The organism is Stenotrophomonas sp. STEN033, assembly GCF_056856655.1.
On record NZ_JBXFWM010000002.1, the window covers coordinates 20,651 to 41,705 of the forward strand.

The 21,055-nt window shown below is 64.0% G+C and carries 6 protein-coding genes; all 6 read left to right on the forward strand.

What is annotated here, in order from left to right; all coding sequences use genetic code 11:
* Window positions 1-124 precede the first annotated feature (124 nt).
* Entirely contained in the window at window positions 125-1,924 is a 1,800-nt protein-coding gene (locus AC1VXC_RS01305; RefSeq protein ID WP_313172769.1) for an autotransporter assembly complex protein TamA, read from the forward strand.
* Window positions 1,921-5,781 (forward strand): translocation/assembly module TamB domain-containing protein, encoded by a 3,861-nt coding sequence (locus tag AC1VXC_RS01310; RefSeq protein WP_482994990.1) that lies wholly within the window; start codon window positions 1,921-1,923, stop codon window positions 5,779-5,781. Before AC1VXC_RS01305 ends, AC1VXC_RS01310 begins: the two co-directional genes overlap by 4 nt.
* Window positions 5,782-6,021: 240 nt before the next feature.
* Window positions 6,022-8,166: a S46 family peptidase gene (locus AC1VXC_RS01315; RefSeq protein WP_481539187.1), complete on the forward strand. Its 2,145-nt coding sequence runs from the start codon at window positions 6,022-6,024 to the stop codon at window positions 8,164-8,166.
* Between the two features lie 143 nt (window positions 8,167-8,309).
* Window positions 8,310-9,044 (forward strand): winged helix-turn-helix domain-containing protein, encoded by a 735-nt coding sequence (locus AC1VXC_RS01320; RefSeq protein ID WP_313172765.1) that lies wholly within the window; start codon window positions 8,310-8,312, stop codon window positions 9,042-9,044.
* Between the two features lie 612 nt (window positions 9,045-9,656).
* A complete protein-coding gene (locus AC1VXC_RS01325) occupies window positions 9,657-17,678 on the forward strand; it encodes an SdrD B-like domain-containing protein (RefSeq protein ID WP_481539186.1) in 8,022 nt (2,673 codons plus the stop codon).
* On the forward strand, window positions 17,675-21,055 hold the full coding sequence (locus AC1VXC_RS01330) for an Ig-like domain-containing protein (RefSeq protein WP_481539185.1): 3,381 nt from the start codon (window positions 17,675-17,677) through the stop codon (window positions 21,053-21,055). Before AC1VXC_RS01325 ends, AC1VXC_RS01330 begins: the two co-directional genes overlap by 4 nt.

The window sequence follows — 21,055 nt, forward strand, 5'->3', positions numbered from 1 at the left end:
TCCCGCTACGGCCTCTGCCGAGCATGGCTCAGCACTACACGGGCCACCCCCGCCGCGTGGATCAGCAGTGCCGCAGGCAGCTTCATGACAGCCGTGTGATTTTGCCGGTCATGTTCGGACCGGTATGCTGACGCGCATGCAGCTATCTCGAATCACCCCGCTCCTTCTGTTCCTGGCGTCGCTGGCAGCAGTTCCCCTTGCCCATGCCCGCGGCACCATCGAAAAGGTCCAGATCAAGGGCTTGGACAAGGGTGATGACGCCGAAATCATCGAGAACATCGAGGTGTCGCTGTCGGTCTACGACGCGATCGGCAAGGTGCAGGGCGAATCCCGGCTGGAGTACCTGCTGTCGCAGGCCGAGCGGCAGACCCGTACCGCGCTGGAACCGTTCGGCTTCTACAACCCGAAGATCACCGTGGAAGCGCCGCGCACCGGCGATACCCTGCAGGTATTGATCCAGGTCGACAAGGGCGAGCAGGTCAAGGTCCGCACCCAGGAGCTGGCCATCACCGGCCCGGCCTCACGCGACAAGTACCTGCAGGAAGACATCGAGGCCTTCCACCCCAAGACCGGCGAGGCCTTCGACTCGGTCAGCTACGAGGCCAGCAAGATCACCATCACCCGGCGCCTGGCCGAGCGTGGCTACTTCGATGCCGACTTCACCCAGCGCAAGGTGGAAGTGACCCGCGCCGAGAATGCCGCCGACATCTTCCTTACCTGGGACAGCGGCCGCCGCTACAACATGGGGCCGATTACCTTCGAACAGGATTATTTCCGTCCGGGCCTGTTCGAGCCGTTGGTGTATTGGGAACAGGGCAGCTACTGGCACGAAGGCAAGCTTGACCGCCTGCGCGAGTCGCTGACCAAGCTCGATTACTTCAGCGTCATCGACATCCAGCCGCACCCGGAACAGGCCGATGACAACGGCGAGGTGCCGGTCAACGTCAAGCTGACCCGCGCCAAGCGCACCATCTACACCGCCGGTCTGAGCTATGGCAGCGAGAGTGGCCCCGGTGTGCGCGGCGGCGTCGAACGCCGTTACGTCAACCGCCGTGGCCACAAGCTCACCACCCAGCTGGACTATGCGCAGAAGCGCAAGAGCTTCATCACCAGTTACCGCGTCCCCGGCTTCCGCTGGCTGGATGGCTGGTACAGCTATGCGGTCAGTGCCTATGACGAGCAGACCGATTACATCGACCTGCGCAACGTCAAGCTGATCGCCAGCCGCAGCGGTGAAATCAACGAGCACTGGACTGCCATCGTCTCGATGAACGCCCTGCGCGAGCGTTGGCGCTACAGCTCCGGCGACCAGTTCAACGCGGCGGTCTACAACTATTCGACCCTGGTCTATCCGCAGCTCACCGCCGACTACGTGGACGTCGACGACAAGAGCTTTCCGCGCCGTGGCCTGAGTGGCAACGCCACCCTGCGCGGGGGCATCGAAGGGGCTGGCTCGGATACCAGTTTCGTCCAGGCCGATGCCACCGTGCGCTGGTACATTCCGGTCGGGGATGCGGACCGGCTGATCCTGCGTGGGCAGGCCGGCACAACCTGGACCAGTGATCTGGTATCGATGCCACCGAGCCTGCGCTATTTCGCCGGTGGCGACCGCTCCATCCGTGGCTATGCCTACCGTGAAGTCGGCCCGCGTACGCCGGCACCGGACAAGTTCGCGCTGGGCGCGAAGAACCTGGTGGTCGGTTCGGCCGAGTACGAACATTATTTCGGTGGTGGCCCCTGGGGCGGCGCGGTCTTCGTCGACACCGGCAGCGCCTTCGACAACACCATCGACCTGCATACCGGCGTCGGTATCGGCCTGCGCTGGAAATCGCCGGTGGGCCCGGTGCGCATCGATATCGCACACGGCTTGAACAGCCCCGATTCGCAGTTCCAGCTCTACCTCAACATCGGAGCTGACCTATGAGCCGTCGGCCTGACGAGGTGAGCCCGGAAGAGCGCGAGGCGCGCATCGCCGAGCTGCGTGCCCGGCGCAAGGCGCGGCTGCGCACGCTGGCGGTGCGCAGCGGCATCACCATCACCGTACTGGTGCTGCTGGGCCTGTTCGCGCTGTACTGGCTGCTGCAGACCGTTGCCGGCCGCGAGGTATTGCTGGCACAGGTGGTGGCGCGGCTGCCGGCCGGCTCTTCACTGACCTGGAGCAAGGCCGAGGGCCCGCTGGCCGGGCCGCTGATCCTGCACGACCTGGATTTCCGCTACAACGAGCTGCACTTCACCGCCGCGCAGGCCTATCTGGATCCGGATATCCGCCCGCTGCTGGGCCGCAAGCTGCGCCTGGATGCGCTGCGCATCAGCGATGCCACGCTGGAGCTGGGGCCGTCGGAAGACAAGCCCTTCGAACTGCCGCGCTGGCCCGACGTGTTGCCGGCCATCGAGCTGCCGTTGGCCTTGCAGGCCGACACCATCGTTGTCGATGGCCTGCGCATCACCCAACTGCAGCAACCCATCATCGACATCACCCGTATCCGCGGTGGGCTTGAAGCGGCCGATGGCGAGTTCAGCGCCAGCCAGCTCAAGGTCAACAGCAACCTGGGTGATTTCCGCATCGACGGCCACTACCTGCCGCGCGAAGACTATGCGACCGATTTGACCGTGCGCGCGCTGATGCCGCCGCGCCCGGGGCAGCCGGCCGCGCGCCTGGGCCTGGTCGCGCGCGGTGACCTGGCGCACATGGAAGTGGCGCTGGCCGGCTATGCGCCCAAGCCGCTGCATGCCAGCCTCATCCTGGACGGCCGCACCGATCCGGTCTGGAACGTGGCCGCGCGCAGCGAGCAGTTGGACATCGGCCAGCTGGTGCCCGCGCAGTTCCTGGCCGAGGCACCGGCACCGCTGGCCCTGGATTTCACCGCGCGTGGGCGCGGCGGCCAGGCGCAGCTGCAGGGCCGTGTGCGCCAGGGTGAGAATGAGCTGGTGCTGGCGCCGTCCAACGTCGCCATCGAGAACCAGGTGCTGACGGTTGCACCGCTGGTTGCCGAAGCCTTCGGTGGCAGCGTGCGCCTGCAGGGCACGGCCGATTTCAGCGATGCACAGAATCCGGGCTTCCGCTTTGCGGTGGTGGCCAACCAGCTGACCTACACGCCCGAACCCGACCCGACCCAGCCTGACAGCACACCAGTGCCGCTGCACCTGAAGGAAGCGCGTCTGGGCGTGGCCGGCAACCTGAAGAACTGGGCGGCGGTTGGCAAGGCGGAGGTGGCGCGTGAGGCGCAGGACGCCAATCTCGATTTCGACGTGCGTGGCAACGACCAGCAGGCCCATATCGAGCGGCTGAAGGCGACCACGCCTGGTGGCGCGTTGGAGTTGAAGGGTTCGGCGGCCTGGGCACCGACGCTGGCCTGGGATGTGGATGCAAGCCTGTCCAGGTTTGATCCCGGCTATTTCGCGCCGGGCTGGGAAGGCAATCTGTCCGGTTCGCTGGCCTCCAAGGGCAAGCAGCTGCCGGCCGTGGCGGGCAGTAGCGACATGCGCTTCGAGGCGACGCTGGACGTGCCGCAGATCAACGGCATGCTGCGCGGCCGCCGTGTCGATGCCCGCGCAAAGCTGGCACTGCAGGGCACCCAGGGCGAAGGCAATGTGCGGCTGGTGATGGGCGACAGCCAGATCGAGGCCAAGGGCAAGGTTGGTGATCGACTGGATGTGGATGCGCGGCTGCAACCGCTGCACCTGTCCGACCTGCTGCCCGGTGGCACCGGCAGCGTGGCCGGTACCCTGCAGCTGCGTGGCACCCCGAGCCAACCGGATATCACCGCCGACCTGCGCGGCAATGGCCTGCAATGGGACGACTGGAAGGCGCAGCAGATCAGCATCAACGGTCGCCTGCCATGGCAGGGCAGCAACGGCGCGTTGCAGGTCCATGCCAGCGCGGTCGAGGTCGGCATGCTGCTGGACCAGGTCAACATCAATGCACGCGGCAGCGTGCAGAACCTGCAGCTGGACGCCGACACCCGCAATGAACTGGGCGCGCTGGCCTTCAGTGGCAGCGTGCGCCAACAGGGCCAGGCCTGGCGCGGCGAGCTGGCCTCGCTGCGGATTGCACCGGTCAAGGGCGCGCCATGGCAGCTGCGGCAGCCGGCTGCCTTCAGTGCGCAGGGCAGCAACTTCACCCTGTCCGATGCCTGCCTGGGCTCGGACACCGGTGGCGCGCTGTGCCTTGCCGCCAACTGGCCGCGCGAAGGCCTGCAGTTGCGTGGCGATGCCCTGCCACTGGCGCTTGTGCAGCCGTGGCTGCCGCCCAACGAAGGTCGCCGCATGTACCTGCGCGGTGAGCTGACCCTGGACGGCAACATCCGCCCGCGTGGCAATGCCTGGGAAGGCGGCTTCAAGGTAGCCTCGGCCGAAGGCGGCATCCGTCTGGGCGACAACGCCCGTGGCGAGCTGGTGCGTTACGACAACTTCTCGTTGAACGTCGACATGCTGCCCAACAGCATCAAGGGCTACCTCGGTGTCGGCTTCAAGGGCGATGGCTTCATCGATGCCAAGGTGCAGACCGGCTGGGAGCCCAATGCGGCACTCACCGGCGAGCTGTACATGAACATCGCGCGGCTGTACTGGCTGGAGTTGTTCTCGCCGGACCTGGTGCGCCCGCAAGGCCTGATCGAGGGCCACGTCAGCCTGCGTGGCACGCGCTCGCAGCCAAGCCTGGGTGGCGAGGCCAAGCTCAGCAACTTTACCGGCGAATTCCCGGCATTGGGCCTGACCCTGAGCGAAGGCAAGGGCAGCTTCATCGCCCAGCCCGATGGCTCGGCGCGCATCAGTGCGTCAACCAAGACCGGTGGTGAGGGCACCCTGCAGGTAGACGGCGGGCTGTCCTGGTTCGGCGATGCGCAGCCCTTGCAGCTGCATATCCACGGCGACAAGGTGCTGCTGGCCAACACCAGCGAACTGCGGGTGGTGGCCAACCCGGATCTGGACTTCACCCTGGCCGGTACCGCGATGGAACTGCGCGGCAGCGTGCATGTGCCCGAGGCGGACCTGGACCTGGAACGCCTGGATCGCGGCACTTCGGCGTCGGAAGACATCGTGGTGCTGGACCCGGTCGACCCGGAAGAAGGCCCGTCCTCACCGCTGGACATGGACCTGACCGTCAGCCTCGGCGACAAGGTCAAGATGAGCGGCTTCGGCCTCAAGGGCGCGCTGACCGGCAGGATGCCGGTGCGGGCACGTCCGGGCCGCGAGATGACCGCCAACGGCGGCCTGGAAGTCAGCGGCCGCTACAAGGCGTACGGCCAGGACCTGACCATCACCGATGGCCAGCTGCTGTGGAATTACGGTGTGGTGTCCGACCCGCGTATCAACATCAAGGCGCAGCGCTCGATTGGTGATGTCACCGCCGGCATCCATGTCACCGGGCGCGCCCAGCAGCCACGGGTGGACGTGTGGTCGGAGCCGGCGATGTCGCAATCCGAATCGCTCGCCTACCTGGTGTTGGGGCGCAGCCTGAGCATGGCCAGCAGCGACCAGGCACAGCAGGTCAACGCCGCCTCGGCGGCCTTGTCGGCCGGCACTGGCCTGCTCGCCGCGCAGGTCGGGGCCAAGCTGGGGCTGGACGACGCAGGCGTCAGCCAATCGCGCGCGCTGGGCGGCTCGGTGATCGGCGTGGGCAAATACATCACGCCCAAGCTCTACATCGGCTACGGCGTGTCGCTGGTCGGCAGCGGCTCGGTGCTGACCCTGAAGTACCTGCTGCGGCGCGGCTTCGACATCGAAGTGGAGTCGTCTACCGTCGAAAACCGTGGCTCGGTGAACTGGCGCAAGGAGCGCTGAGGAATGCTGCGGATGGCACGATTGTGGGAGCGGCGTGAGCCGCGAAGCCACAGATCCATCCGCAGCCAATAGCGCATTGGCCACGTCGAAGATCAGCGCTGTCGCGAGTTCATGCAGCGCTGGCTTCGCGGCTGACGCCGCTCCCACAAGCGTCGGCGATATTGCGTGACTGCTGGCGGTTGCCGCTGTTGGCGGGGGCCGCTACTGTCGGCGGCTGTTCTGTAATCCGCTGGAGTTCCGATGACGCGCAAACCGCTTACCGCCGCGCTGGCGCTGGGCATGAGCCTGGCTGCTGCCGCCCACGCCAACGAGGGCATGTGGATGCCCACGCAGTTGCCGGAGCTGGCCAGAACGTTGAAGGAAGCCGGCTTCAAGGGTGACCCGAAGCAACTGGCCGATGTCACCGCGCCACCGCTCAGTGCAGTGGTGCGGGTGGGCGGTGGTACTGGTTCGTTCGTCTCCGACGAAGGCCTGCTGCTGACCAACCACCACGTGGCCTATGGCGTCATCCAGTACAACGCCAGCAAGGAGCACAACTATATCGACGACGGCTTCATCGCCCAGGGCCGCGACGACGAACGCGCCGCCAACCCGGATTACCGGGTGCTGGTGACGGTGGGCTTCGACAAGGTCACCGATGACGTCCTCAAGGACGCCCGCGGCAAGACCGGGCGTGCGTATTACGACGCGGTGGAAAGCGCGCGCAAGCGCATCGTCGCCGACTGCGAGGCCGAGGGCGGCGTGCGCTGCTCGGTGGCCAACATGTACTACGGCAGCGATTTCTACCGCATCCGCCAGCTGGAGCTGACCGACATCCGTCTGGTCTATGCACCGCCGCGCGCCATCGGCAACTACGGCGATGAGATCGACAACTTCATGTGGCCGCGCCACACCGGTGATTTCACCCTGCTGCGCGCCTACGTCGGCAAGGATGGCAAGCCGGCCCCGTACAGCAAGGACAACGTGCCCTACCACCCGCCGGCACACCTGAAGATGTCGCTGGATGGCCCCAAGGAAGGTGACTACGCGATGCTGGCCGGCTACCCGGGTACCACGTATCGCCTGCGCACCGCCGACGAGTTCGCCAGCCAGATCGACACCGTGCTGCCGCGCCGGGTCGAGGTGTTCCAGCAGCTGATCGACGTGATCGAGGCGCAGGGCAAGGGCAATGCCGATGCGCGCACCCGCTATGCCTCGCAGCTGCAGTCGCTGAAGAACAACCGCAAGCGCGCCGCCGGTGAACTGGAAGGCCTGCTGCGCAGCGACGCCAAGAGCCAGCGCGCACAGGATGAGCAGGCGATGCTGGCCAATGCCGACGGCAAGTACAAGGCCGATATCGATGCCTTGTTTGCCTCGTTGGCCGAGGGCCGTGAAGCCGGCAGCAGCGAGTTCCTGGTGGGATTGATGTCCAGCCAGACCCAGCTGCTGCGCTCGGCCTTGCTGCTGGAGCGCCTGCGCGTGGAATCGCTCAAGCCCGATGCCGAGCGCGAGGCCGGCTACCAGCAGCGCGACCAGGCCTTGATCGAAGGCGTGCTCAAGCAGGTGCAGCGCCGCTACGACCCGACGGTCGAGAAGGCGCTGCTCACGGCATTGCTGACCCGCTACCAGCAGTTGCCCGATGCGCAGCGTGATGCGCAATACGACAATCTGTTCGGGCGTACGCCGGCCGAGCTGGCCAAGCATCTGGATGAACTGTACGCGCAGACCAGGCTGGGCGACGAGGCGCAGCGTCTGTCGCGCTTCGAGGCCGCGCGCAAGGGTGGCTTCATCGAGGCCGATCCGCTGGTTTCGGTGGCCTCGGCCCTGGTGATGGCCCAGCTCAATGCCGAGCGCGAGAGCAAGGCACGCGAAGGCGAGCAGCTGCGCCTGCGGCCGTCCTACATGCAGGCGCTGTTTGCCTGGCGGGCCAGCCAGGGCAGGGCGGTCTACCCGGATGCCAACAGCACGCTGCGCATCAGCTACGGCAAGGTCGAGGCGCTGCACCCGCGCGATGCGGTCAGCTACTCGCCGGTGACCACGGTGGCCGGCATCGTCGAGAAGAACACCAATACCGTGCCATTCGACGCGCCCAAGCCGCTGCTGGCCGCGATCGCCAAGGGTGATTTCGGTAGCACCGCCGACCCGGCCCTGAAGACCCAGACGGTCAATTTCCTGACCAACCTGGATACCACCGGCGGCAACTCCGGCTCGCCGGTGCTCAATGCCAAGGGCGAGCTGATCGGCCTGAACTTCGATTCCAACTGGGAATCGGTCAGCGCCAGCTGGTGGTTTGATCCGCGCTACAAGCGTGCCGTGCACGTGGACATGCGCTATCTACGCTGGCTGCTGGCCAAGGTGTACCCGGCGCCGGCACTGCTGCAGGAAATGGGTGTGCCTGCGGAGTAAGCGACACGGAATGGGCGGCGCAGCAGTGCCGCCCATTTTCGTTCATAAAACTGTGTACCCGGTTTCAGCGGTAACTGACATTACGCTGAGCTAAAATCCCAGCTATATGTGGGCTGTTTATCAGGGCCCGACAGGGAGAGTGTGTGGCATCGGATCTGAACTACGCGCCGGTCGGCGCAGCCAATCCCATGGCCTTGGCGCCGCTGCGTATCTGGATTGTCGGCAACCTGGAGTTGCTGCAACCGCTGCTGCCCTATGGCGCCCAGATCCAGGCCCTGGACAGTGTCGAGGCGCTGTACCGCGAACTGGTGATCGTTCCCTGTGACATCGTGGTGATCGACACCACCCGTGTCCGTGCCGGCATGGTCGAGACCGTCGAGCACCTGCGTCGCCGTGATGATCTGGGTGTCGTCCTGCTGGTTGATCCGCTTACCCCGCAGTTGATTGCCGAGGGGCTATGGGCGGGCGCCGACGCCTGCCTGCCGCACCGGCCGGACCCCGAATTCCTGGCGGCCAAGCTGTACAGCCTGCGTCGTCGCCTGCCCGGCGAAGCCGCGCAGTTGATGGAAAACGTCGCCACCAGCGACAACGCCAGTTGGGCACTGGAATCCGATGGCTGGGACCTGCGTGGTCCCAGTGGCCAGATCCTCGCCCTGACCGAGGCCGAACGCGCATTTCTCACTTTGCTGTTCGCCTCGCCGGCCGAAACCGTGGCCCGCGAACGCCTGATCGCAGCCCTCACCGACCAGCCCTGGAGCTTCGACCCGCACAGGATCGAAGTGCTGGTACACCGACTGCGCAACCGCGTGCAGGCCGCTACCGGCTGTACCCTCCCGGTTCGCGCAGTTCGGGGTGCTGGCTACCGTTTGACGGTCTAGTTCACACTTTTCCGTTTATTTTGAGTTCACAGATTTGAAGGCGTTCCCATTCACGTCCATGACTGGGGATGCAGGTAAATCCTGCGTGAAATCAAAGTGATAGCGGCGTCACGAATACGGGTTCAGGTCCGTTTCGAGAGCAACTGAGAGTTTCCGTCATGGAGCGGAACTGAATAGGCGCAGGTGCGCCGTAAGAATCGCCGCCATCGCAAGGCACCCCCACGGTGCCGAATCGGCGATCCGTTTTTGGGGCGGGTCGTGCATCGACATGAATTTTTCCGGGCTGCCAGATCTGGCGGCCTGTGTGCGCAGCGTTTGCAAGAGGTTTGCACGGTGAACAAGCAATTCGAGCAGGACATGGCCATCCACGGTTCCGGTAACGGGCGTTTGCCTCTATTGGGGGGCGTTGGCGCCCGTCTGCGCGGATGGAAACTTGCTGCATCCGCATTTCTTCTGGGCTCGGCCGCTGCATTGGGAGTGGCTCCTGCATGGGCAGGTGTCGCGCCGGATAGCGATATCAAGCTCAATTTTGGAACCCAGACAGACGTAACAGACGTTCCTCAGGGTGTGCCGTTTACGGCCAGCATTGATTGGCAAAGAACTTCTGCAGGTGTGGACGACACGTTGACGGTGGTGATCCCGGCGCAACTGGAGGCGACGACACCGCTGCCTGCCGGATGCAGTTTTGATCCGATGAATGCCGCGCACCTGGTTTGCACAGTAGCCAATGGTGCAGTTGGTGCTACAGGTCAGCTTTCGATTGGCTTCATAGCAACCAGTACTGGCGGACCCAATATCTCGGTCATCGGTAGCGATCCTGGCAAGACCACTGCGGTCAAGCCGGTGGTAATCCGCAGCAGCGGTGACCTGAAGGTTGAGAAGCAAAAGACTTCGCCCGCCGGCAACGCTGTTGCGGGAATGCCGATTGTCTTTGAAATCAGCCCGCAGATTGATGGCAATGGCATGGATGTGCCGGTTGGTGGATCGATTGTCGTAACCGACAAGTTGCCCACGGATTTCCAGCTGACTGCGGTGAATGCTCCGCCGGGTGCAGTCTGCAATTCCGTAAGCGACGCCAACACCTCGCGAACACTGGTCTGTACCTATAGCGCTACATCAGCGCCGATCAGTCCGGCGGCGCTTGCCACTGGGGTCATCACCGTCACCGGCAAACAGAACAGCCAGGGCACCTTCGTCAACATAGCGACGATCAAGTCCGGCAGCGTCGAGTATCTGGATACCAACGACAACAACAATGATGTCAATTTGCCCTATACCACGGCAGCAGGCACCGACCTGGTGGCCAAGGGCAGTTACGACGAGCACTACAAGCTGATTGGCAGTGATCAGCCGTTGAAGCTGGAGTACTACAACGACGGTCCGTCCGGCACCACGGGTGGCACGATCCAGACCATCATTCCCGCAGGTTTCGTGATCAAGACGTTGCCCGCCAACTGCACGTCGGCCCCCGGCAACAGCCTGCAGGTAAATGGCAGTACCTACAGCGGTACGCTGGTTACCTGTACGCCAGGAACCGTGGCGGCCAAGGGCTCCCAGAGCTTCGACCTCATCCTGACCCTGCCGGGTGCGCCAACCGACGGCCAGTTCCCGGTGGTGGTCACGCCGCCGGCTGACAGTGCGGAAACCAACCCGTCCAACAACAGCATCCTGCTTCCCTACCAGGTGGCAGAGCCCTTCGCAGACCTTGGTCTGACCAAGACAAAGAGCCCCGGTGGCCCACAGGCACCAGGCACGGTTGTCACCACCAGGTTGACGGTCACCAATGATCAGCACAGCCTTTCTCCAGCCGATCACACCACCAATCCACTGAAAGTGGTGGATTACATGCGCCCGGAAGAAATTGCTGGCGGCGTGGTAACAGTGAAAGCAAGCAGTCCGGCGGGCTGGACCTGTGCGGTGACCCGCACTGGACTGAGCAATCCTCCCTATACCAATGACGGGCGCAGCACCGAGGTAACCTGCACGGCGCCGGCAGGCACGCTGGCGCCAGGTGCATCCAAATGGGTTGAGTTCACGACCACGATTGATTCGGTTACTTCGCCGATCAAGCTCGTCAACTATGCCTGTACGGGGGCGAGCGCACTGACAGCGCTGGGTGTTCCGAACAATGCCGGACCGTCGCCGGCCGATCCATTCACCGCCAATGACTGTGAGTTCGCCGGCGGCACCCTGGTAGCTACGCCCGTAGACAACGGCAAGGCGGAGATCAAGCTGGTCAAGGATGTGTCCTTCCAGCCGGTGGCCAGCAATGACTGGTACCCGACGTACGACGCAGCAACCAAGACCCCCAGATTGTTGGTGACCGACCAGGATCTGGTCTGGCGCATGACCGTCACCCGCCCGACAGCAGGGCAGGAGACCATTCCCACCCTGCATTTGACCGACGATCTGCCTGGCATCCTCAATATGACTTCGCCGGGAGCCCCGGCCGAGGATTTCAAGACGCCGGCGATCGCGGTGACCGTTACGCGCAACGGTGTTCCCAGCAGTACGGAGTGCCCAGCGACGCTGGCCGCGGGCGAACGTTCACTTACCTGCGAATTCCTGAACGTATTGCCCACCGATGAAATTGTGGTGATGGCAACTGTCAGGCGGCCGCTTGCCGGCACCAATGGTGATTCCGTACTCACCAACTCCGCAACGATGACCTCTCCGGACGCGATTCTGTCCGGACAGATCACCGACACCGCTGCGATCTACGTCGAGCCGCGACTGGATGTCGCAATGAAGGAGAAGAAGGTCCAGACCGCCGAGCCCAAAGTGGGTGGCTTGATCACCTTTGCGCTCAGCGCGCAGAACCTTGGCCCTGGCGCAATTCCCGTCGGCATGTTCAGCATATCCGACGAGTTTTTCGTCGGCACGCCGATTGCCGGCAATGGCACGACCGCCGGCGACGGCACTGTTGCCTACGAAAACATCAGCGGTACCGGAAGCGGCATGAGCTGCGCCGCTCCAGTGGCTATCGCCGGCCAAAAGCAGAGGATCACCTGTACCAACACCACGCCGGTCCCGGCGTATGAGGTACGGACCATCACCCTTACCGCACGCATCAAAAAGCCCGCCTCTGGTCTGCCCGCAAAGGACGGAACGGTCTATCTGCAGGCCAGCAACAGTGCCGTACTGACGCTGGATCCTTCGCTGTGTGAGTTCAAGACCGAGACAAGCACCAATCCCCAGGTTTCCGGCAGTTGTGGTGACGTCGCAGCGACGTCCAACAACACCGCAAGCGCAACCTTCGACATCAAGGCACCGGTGGTGGACCTTGTACAGAAGAAGGTGCCGTGGCCAAGCGGCACCAAGTTCCGACTGGGCGACAACCTGAGGTACAAGTTCACCGTCAGCAATGACGGTACGTCGCGCGCGGAAGAGGTCATGATGTATGACGTGCTTTCGCCGATTCCGGCCGGTTACACGATCCAGCTGCTGTCGCCGGGCGTGGTCGCAAACCCCGAGTTTGGGGGCAATGCGACACCGCGTGTAGTGCAATGTACTCAACCTACCGGCCCCAACGGGCGGGTTGAGTGCGAGCTTGGTGGCAGTGCCGCTGACAACTGGTTGGATCGTGGGCAGTCGGTGAGCTTTGTACTTGAGTTCGCAATGGTTGGCCCGGTCTCGGCAAACGGCCCGCTCACCTTTGGTGACGCAGCACTTGCCTGCGCCAATGAAAATGCCTATGAACTCCAGGGCGCGTGCGACGCGGCCGGTTTCAACAGGACCAACTTCGAGAACAAGTCGTTCGACATCGCCAAGGCCGGTAACAACCTTGTGTCGATTCCAACCACCGTATTCCCTCCGGTGGACCTGGCGATCGACAAGACCACGATTACCGCTGGCCCGGTGAAGATTGGCCAGCCGGTGGAGTACTCGCTGGTGGTGACCAACAACGGTCCTTCCAGTGTGACCAAGATCCGCGTCAAGGACCTGTTGCCCAAGGGCTTTGAATGGCTGAACACCAGTACCTACGTGCCGACAGTGGATGGAACGGCGCTTGCAGTCAGAAATTCTGCGCCAGGTAACGGCGTCTACAACGTCTGTTACATCTCCAACGGTGTAACCACAGTCAATGCGACGTCGGCCGGGCAGGAAATCACCTGTGACCTGGACGGCAACTATGCCCTGGGCGCTTCGGTGACGGTCAAGTTGTGGGCCCGTGCCAAGCCAGGTGTTTACAACGGTTCGGCAAACTTCCCGTTCAATAGCGACCGTACCAATACCGGTACGGTGACGCCGGGCATGGGCAGCGATGGCAGCACGCCGGTGGCACTGGACACTGATCCGAGCAACGACAGCGATCCTTCGGAGACGCAGGTCGCCTCGGGCGCCAGTCTGGCTGGGCGCGTTTTCTTCGACCGCAATGACAACGGCGACGTCGACGGTGCCGGGGATATCGGACTCTCGGGGTCAAAGATCACCTTGTCGGGCAATGACCAATGGGGTGCAGCCGTCAGCATGACGACCACCACCGACGGCAATGGCAACTACAAATTCGAGAACCTGCCTCCGTCGGGCCCTGCTGGTTACACCCTGACCCAGGACCAGACCACGGTCGCTACGAGCTACCAGAATGGTCTGCCGCGCGCCAATGAGCCGCGTGCAAATCGCAATGGCCTGAGTACGGGTGTCACCCATGCAGCGGGCTTCGTGGCGGAGAACCCGGCAGGCGGCACTACCAGTGTGATCGCAGGACTGGTGTTGGCACATGACGCTGTTGGCGTGGAGTTCGACTTCCCCGAAATCAAGCAGTACTCGCTCAGCGGCTTCGTCTTCGCCGATTACAGCCGTAACGATGTCTACGTTGCCGGTGGTGCAAGCAAAGACATGCCGATTGCCGGCGCCACCGTCGAATTGTTGGAATGGGATTCGCTGACCTCGGCATACAAGCCCACCGGTGCCCCGGCGACCACGCTGGCCGATGGCAGCTACTCATTCACCGGGTTGAGTGCGTCCAAGACGTATGCCCTGCGCCAGCCGCTGCCCGCAGCGACTTCGACGGTGACCTATTTCAATCTGGAATCGGCCGTCAAGCCAGGGACGATTGAAGGTGTTGCTTGTGCAACGACGGTTTGCCAGCCGGTGCCAGCGAGCACCTCGGGTGACCCGGCGTTCACTGACCGCATCGAAGGCATCAAGCTCACTGGCGATGGTGCGAACTTCAATTTTGGTGAGACCGTTGGGGTCTCGGTCAGCGGCACCGTGTTCTACGACGTCAACAACGACGGCGTGAAGGCAAGCTCGGGTGAACCCGGTATCGCCGGCGTCGAAATCAAGCTGGTGGGTACTGACGACCTTGGCCAGCCGGTCAACCGGACGTACACCACCGTTGCTGCGGATAACGGCGCCTTCAAGTTTGAAGGCCTGCGTCCGGGCACCTATACGTTGGTGGAACCGGAACAGCCGACCGGCACCGCGCAGGGCATTACCACGGCCGGCAAGCTGACCAGCACCAGTGCAAGCAGCGGTACCGCCAGCAACAATGCGTCGCCGGAATCGAGCAAGATCGCCGACATCAACCTGCTGACGCCTGGCGATGCCTCAAACGAGAACCTGTTTGGCGAGATTCCGACCAATAGCGGAATCTCCGGCAAGGTGTGGCTGGATACCAACAATGACGGCGTCATCGATCCGGGCGAAACCGGCATTGCCGGTGTCGTGTTGGAGCTGTCGGGCACCGATGTAAACAACAACCCCGTCTCAAGGACCTTCACCACCTTGGCCGATGGTGAGTACGCGTTCCTGAATCTGCCGCCGGGTACTTACAAGGTGGAGGAGAAGAACCAGGCCGTGGGCACGCTGGATGGCAAGACCAAGATCGGCAACATCGGCGGTGCACCAAAGGGTATGCAGGGTCAGGCCGATGGCACCGCGACGGTCTCCGATCCGTCCAATATCTTTGGTATCACCGTGGGTGTTGGCGAGTTCTCGGTGCAGAACAATTTCGGCGAAATCCCGGCGGGCCTTATTTCCGGTTTCGTCTACAACGACGGCAACGATGACGGCATCAAGGACAGTGATGAGGGCGGTTACGCTGGCATCACCATTACCCTGACCGGCACCGATGACCTGGGCAATCCGGTCACATCGACGGTGACCACCAATCCGGACGGCAGCTACAGCTTCCCGGATCTGCGTCCGGGCACCTATGAGGTGACCGAAGGCACGCCGCCGCCGGAAACGCTCAACGGCAAGACCACCGGTGGTGCGGTGGGCGGTGGTGTGGGCAGCAACCCGACACCGACGTCCTCGGTCATCACCGGCATCGTGCTGACGCCGGGTATCCAATCGGTCGACAACAACTTCGGCGAGATCGGTGATTCGCCGGACATGCTGGTCAGCAAGTCGTCCAACACGGTGAAGTTCACCGTCAACAACGTGGCGACCTACACCATCCGCGTGCGCAATGGCGGGCAGAAGCCGTCCTTTGGCGAATACATCGTCAAGGATCGCCTGCCGGTGGGCCTGAGCCTGGCCGAGGTTCCGGCCGGCAACGGTTGGCTCTGCTCCGGCACGGTGGGCGATACCCGCTTTGAGTGCCGCAGTTCGGAAGTGGTCAATGCCGGTGCAACCTCGTTGTCGGACATCACCGTCAAGGCCAATGTCTCGGCCGAAGCGGCCAAGGCGGGCACCGTCAACAACGCGGTATTGATCGAAGGCGGCGGCGAGAACGAGTTCCGCACCCCGACCACCACCGAGCGCAACACCTTTGAAGGTGATGTCAGCACGCTGCCGGTGTGCGATACCGCCATCACCCAGAACGTCTGCCGCGTGCCCAACCAGGTGCAGCTGTCGTCCTCGGTGGGTGGCACCGTGTGGTTCGATGTCGGTAGCGAGGACACCTTCCTCGACGGCGGCGACCAACGCCTGCAGTCGTGGATCGTGGAACTGCTGGATTCGGTAACCGGTGTGATCTCGCAGTCCACCATCACCGCGGTCGACGGCAGCTATCGTTTCGCCGACGTGATCCCGGGCGTGAAGTGGAACATCCAGTTCCGTGATCCGAGCTCGGGCGTGTTGTGGGCGTGGCCGGTGAACCAGGAAACTGCTGGTGGCATGGGCGTGGCCTGTGACAGCCCGCTTGCCATCGGCAACGACGGCGTCAGCGCCTGCCGCGTCAGCGAGAACGGCACCAGCCAGCTGCAGGTCGTGCTCGAAGCCGGTCAGCATCTGCCGCAGCAGAGCCTGCCGGTGGATCCGTCCGGTGTCGTCTACGACGCCGTCACCCGCGATCCGGTGCCGGGTTCCATCGTCACCCTCGCGCCGGTTGGCGTGTGCACCGGCTATGACCCGAACACCGCCATCCTCAATGCCGGCGCCGGTGGTTACCGCGTGGAAGGCAATGCGGTATCGATGACGGTGGGCAACAACGGCTACTACCAGTTCATGTTTGGCCCGGCCGCGCCGGCACGCTGCGAGTTCCAGCTGACGGTCACGCCGCCGGGGGGCTACAAGTTCGTGTCGTCGCTGATTCCGGCGGAGACCGGTTCGTTGTCGCCGCTGGGTGCAGCGGGCAGCAGCCACCTGGTGCAGCCGCAGACCGATGCACCGACCGGTGCGGTAGGTACGCCGACCCAGTACTGGCTGAACCTGTTCGCAGGCTCCGCGGTTGCAGGCGTGGTCCATAACCACATCCCGCTGGACACCGCCGAAGCCACCGGCCTGGTCATCACCAAGACCGGTGATCGCCAGACCGCGGAAATCGGTGACACCGTGCAGTACACCATCACCGTGCGGCAGACCGCCGGCAGCGCGATGGCGACGGTCAACATCGTCGATACGCTGCCGCGTGGCTTCACCTACATCAACGGCACTGGCCGTGTGGGTGGGCGCGCTGTTGAAGATCCGCTCGGCAAGCCGGGTCCGCGCCTGGGCTTCGACCTGGGCCCGATCGACGTCGGCCAGCAACTGGTGCTGACCTACCGCGTGCGGGTCGGCGTCGGTGCGCAGCAGGGCGATGGCATCAACCGTGCGCAGGCACATGGCTGCTCGATCACCGGCGGCTGTATCGATCCGGGTTCGATGACGCCGGTCCCGGGCTCGGTGCCGTCCAACCGTGCCGAGTACCGCGTGCGCGTCACCGGTGGCGTGTTCACCGAGGAAGCCTGCGTACTGGGCAAGATCTTCGTGGACTGCAACAACAACCACGTGCAGGACGAGGAAGAGCTGGGCATCCCGGGCGTACGCATGTACTTCTCCAACGGCACCTGGATGATTTCCGATTCCGAGGGCAAGTACAGCTACTGCGGCCTGCCGCCGCAGAGCCACACCCTGAAGGTGGACCCGTCCACCTTGCCGGTGGGTGCCCGCCTGACCACCAGTAGCAACCGCAACCTGGGTGATGCCGACAGCCTGTTCCTGGACCTGAAGAACGGTGAGCTGCATCGCGCCGACTTCGTCGAGGGCAGCTGCGCCAACCCGCTGCTGGAGCAGGTGAAGGCACGCCGTACCCAGGGTGAGGTGCGCGCACCGGAAACCGAAACCGGGCAGTCGCAGCTGCGTTTTGACAGCAAGCCGGTCCGTGCGCCGCAGCAGGCCACGGACTCGTCCAACCAGAGACCGATCGTGCAACCGCGACCCAACCCGCCGTCCGCGCCGGCCCAGCAGGAGGTGCAGCCATGAGCCGCACCGCCCTGCGCAAGATGCCGCGTGTGAGCCTGCTGGCCTGCGCGCTGGCTACCGCATCGTTGCCGGTGCTGGCCCAGAACGTGGGCAGCAGCACCCGCTTCACTCCGGTGATCGGCGACAGCAGCACGCTGTATCCGCGTTCGCTGACCACCCTCGATACGCCGCCGGAAGCGGTGGCAGCACGTTCGGGTGAAGTCGACTACAGCCGCAACGCCGGTGTCGATCGCGTGTCGGTGGAAGTGGACCGTGACGGCGTGCCGGCCGACGGCCAGACGCCGGTGCACATCACCGTGCATCTGCTTGGTGCCGACGGCAAGCCGCTGGCCGGCAAGTCCTTCGTCACCATCGAGAACAGCGGCGGTCGTATCCGTTTGCCGGGTTCGCGCACCGACGAGTTCGGCCCGGGTGCCAGTGATGCCGACAAGGTGATGCCGGGCGTGCAGCTGGAAGTCGAGAACGGTGTTGCCGAGTTCGACCTGGTCGCCCCGCATGATCCGCAGGATGTGCTGCTGCGGATTACTGCCGGTGGTGAAACCGCCGAAGGCACGATCGGCTTCCTGCCGGAAATGCGCGAGTTGCTCGCCACCGGCCTGATCGAGGGCGTGCTGAACTTCCGCAACAAGTCCAACGCCAGCCTGATCTCGCCGGTGCAGCACCACGATGCCTTCGACCGCGATATCCGTCGCTGGGAGAAGCAGTTCAACAACGGCAAGGCCAGTGCATCGGCGCGCACCGCGTTCTTCGTCAAGGGCCGCATCAAGGGTGAGTACCTGCTCACCGCGGCCTATGACTCGGACAAGGATGTACGTGGCCGCCTGCTGCGTGACATCCAGCCGGAAGAGTTCTATCCGGTCTACGGCGACTCCTCGCTGCGTGGCTTCGACGCGCGTTCGGCCGAACGCCTGTATGTGCGCGTGGACAACAAGCGCAGCTACCTGCTGTACGGTGACTTCCAGACCGGCGACACGCTGGCCACCAGCAGTGGCGTTGGCGGCAGCGGCCCGATTCCGCAGCGCAGCCTGAGCACCTATAACCGCACCGCCACCGGCCTGGGCTGGCACTTCGAAAGTGAGCGCGTGCGTACCAATGTGTTCGCCATCGAGGACTCGCTGCGGCAGATCATCGAGGAGTTCCGCAGCCAGGGCAGCGGCCCGTATGCGCTGCGCAACAATGCGGTGCTTGAAGGCAGCGAACGCGTCGAGATGATCGTGCGCGACCGCAACCAGCCCTCGCGCATCGTTTCGGTGAAGCCGCTTGCACGCCTGGTGGATTACAGCTTCGAGCCGTTCTCCGGGCGCATCCTGCTGAACCAGTTCCTGCCCTCGTTCGACAGCGACCTGAATCCGGTCTCGCTGCGCATCACTTATGAACTCGATCAGCAGACCGAGAAGTTCTGGGTGATCGGTGCCGATGGCCAGTACAAGCTCACCGACAAGCTGGAAGTCGGCGCATCGGCGGTCGAAGACCAGAACCCGTACGCCGAGTTCAAGATGGGCAGCGTCAACGCCGGCTACCGCTTCGGCCAGAACACGATGCTGGTCGCCGAGTTCGCCCGCACCCAGAGCGAGGTCAACACCAACTCGCTCAACCAGGTGACTTCGCAGGGCCTGAAGGACGTCACCGGTCAGGTCGAAGGCGACGCCTGGCGCGTCGAGTTCGCCCACGATGGCGCCAGGTTCGACGCACGCCTGTTCGGTGCGCGTACCGATCCGGAGTTCAACAACCAGGCCTCGCCGCTGTACGGCGGCCGTGGCGAATACAGCGGCCGCATGGCATATGCCGTCGGCCCGCGCCTGGAACTGTACGTTGAGGCCCTGCGCAGTGAAGACCGCAACCCGGACGGCGGCAAGCGTGATGCCGGCGGCGCCGGCGTACGCATCGGTGCCACCGAGCGCCTGACCCTGGACTTCGGCCTGCGCAGCATCCGCGAAACCATCGGCATCACTTCGCCGTGGTCGAGCACCGGCTATGGCTCGTTGTCGGGCCTGACCGGCGGCTTCGCCACCGGTTCCGGTGGCGGTGCGCTGGGCTACGGCCAGCAGGCGCTGGACCCGGCCACCGGGCTGATGGTGATCAACAGCGGCAGCAACGGCGACACCATGACCAGCGACCTGCCGGTAGGCACCAAGCTGGAATCGGACAGCGCCCGCATCGGTATCGGTTACCGCTTCAATGACAAGTTCAGCGGCGGTGCCGAGTACGAACAGAGCGTCAGCGGTGAAGACCGCAACCGCGTCGCCGCTGGCGTGGACTACCAGGTCTTCGAGCGCAGCCGTTTGTACGGCCGCTACGAGAAGCAGACCGGCCTGACCAGCGCCTATGGCATCACCACCACCGACCGTGAGGCCGATGCGCTGGTGTTCGGTATCGACAGCAGCTACATCCGCGACACCCAGGCGTTCTCCGAATACCGCCTACGGGATGCGATCAGTGGCCGCGATGTGCAGGCCGCCTCCGGTATCCGCAACAACTGGGATATCGCCAAGGGCCTGCGCCTGAGCAGCTCGATCGAACGCGTCAATGTGATCGATGGCGATACCGGTGACAGCACCGGCCTGGCGCTGGCCCTGGATTACAGTGCCAACCCGTTGTGGCGTGGCGCGATCCGTGCCGAACACCGCATCTCCGAGGACGTGCCGGGCACCACCGACAGCAACGAGGCATTCAAGACCTCGCTGCTGCAGTTCATGGTCGCACGCAAGCTGAGCCGTGACTGGACCCTGCTGGGCCGCAACTACCTGCTGGCCACCAACTATGAAGAACGTGGCGACGTATTGCAGGACCGCTTCCAGATCGGTCTGGCCTACCGTGACACCGACCGTAACCGGGTCAATGCCCTGATGCGCTACGAGTACAAGCTCGAGCGTGACGAAAGCGGCCTGACCCTGCTCAACGGCGAGGTGGTCAGTGGTACCAGCCAGGATGTCCGCACGCGTGCGCACATCGTCTCCACCCACGCCGACTGGCATCCGTCGCGGCCGTGGTGGCTGACCGGGCGCATTGCCGGCAAGTGGCAGCGCGACCAGTTCGCCTATGGCGATGGCAGCCGCGTCAACAGCAGCTTCAACGCAGTGCTGGTCTCTGGCCGTGTCGTGTACGACATTACCGAGAACTGGGACATCGGCGTGCTGGGTTCCACCTTCCGTGGCCAGTACGGCGCCAACCAGTTCGCCTACGGCATGGAGGTTGGCCGCCTGCTGCGGCAGAACCTGTGGCTGTCGGCCGGTTACAACTGGACCGGCTTCGAAGGCGACAGTGATCTCAATGGCTACGAGTACACGCAGCAGGGCTTCTTCCTGCGCCTGCGCTTCAAGTTCGACGAAGACCTTTTCCGTCGGGACCCGGTCCGCTACCGCGACCCGGCCCGCTGA

Bases quoted from the DNA above. Each gene is read 5' to 3' on its own strand.
- AC1VXC_RS01305 (WP_313172769.1), top strand. From the start codon at position 125: ATGCTGACGCGCATGCAGCTATCTCGAATCACCCCGCTCCTTCTGTTC.
- AC1VXC_RS01310 (WP_482994990.1), top strand. From the start codon at position 1,921: ATGAGCCGTCGGCCTGACGAGGTGAGCCCGGAAGAGCGCGAGGCGCGC.
- AC1VXC_RS01315 (WP_481539187.1), top strand. From the start codon at position 6,022: ATGACGCGCAAACCGCTTACCGCCGCGCTGGCGCTGGGCATGAGCCTG.
- AC1VXC_RS01330 (WP_481539185.1), top strand. From the start codon at position 17,675: ATGAGCCGCACCGCCCTGCGCAAGATGCCGCGTGTGAGCCTGCTGGCC.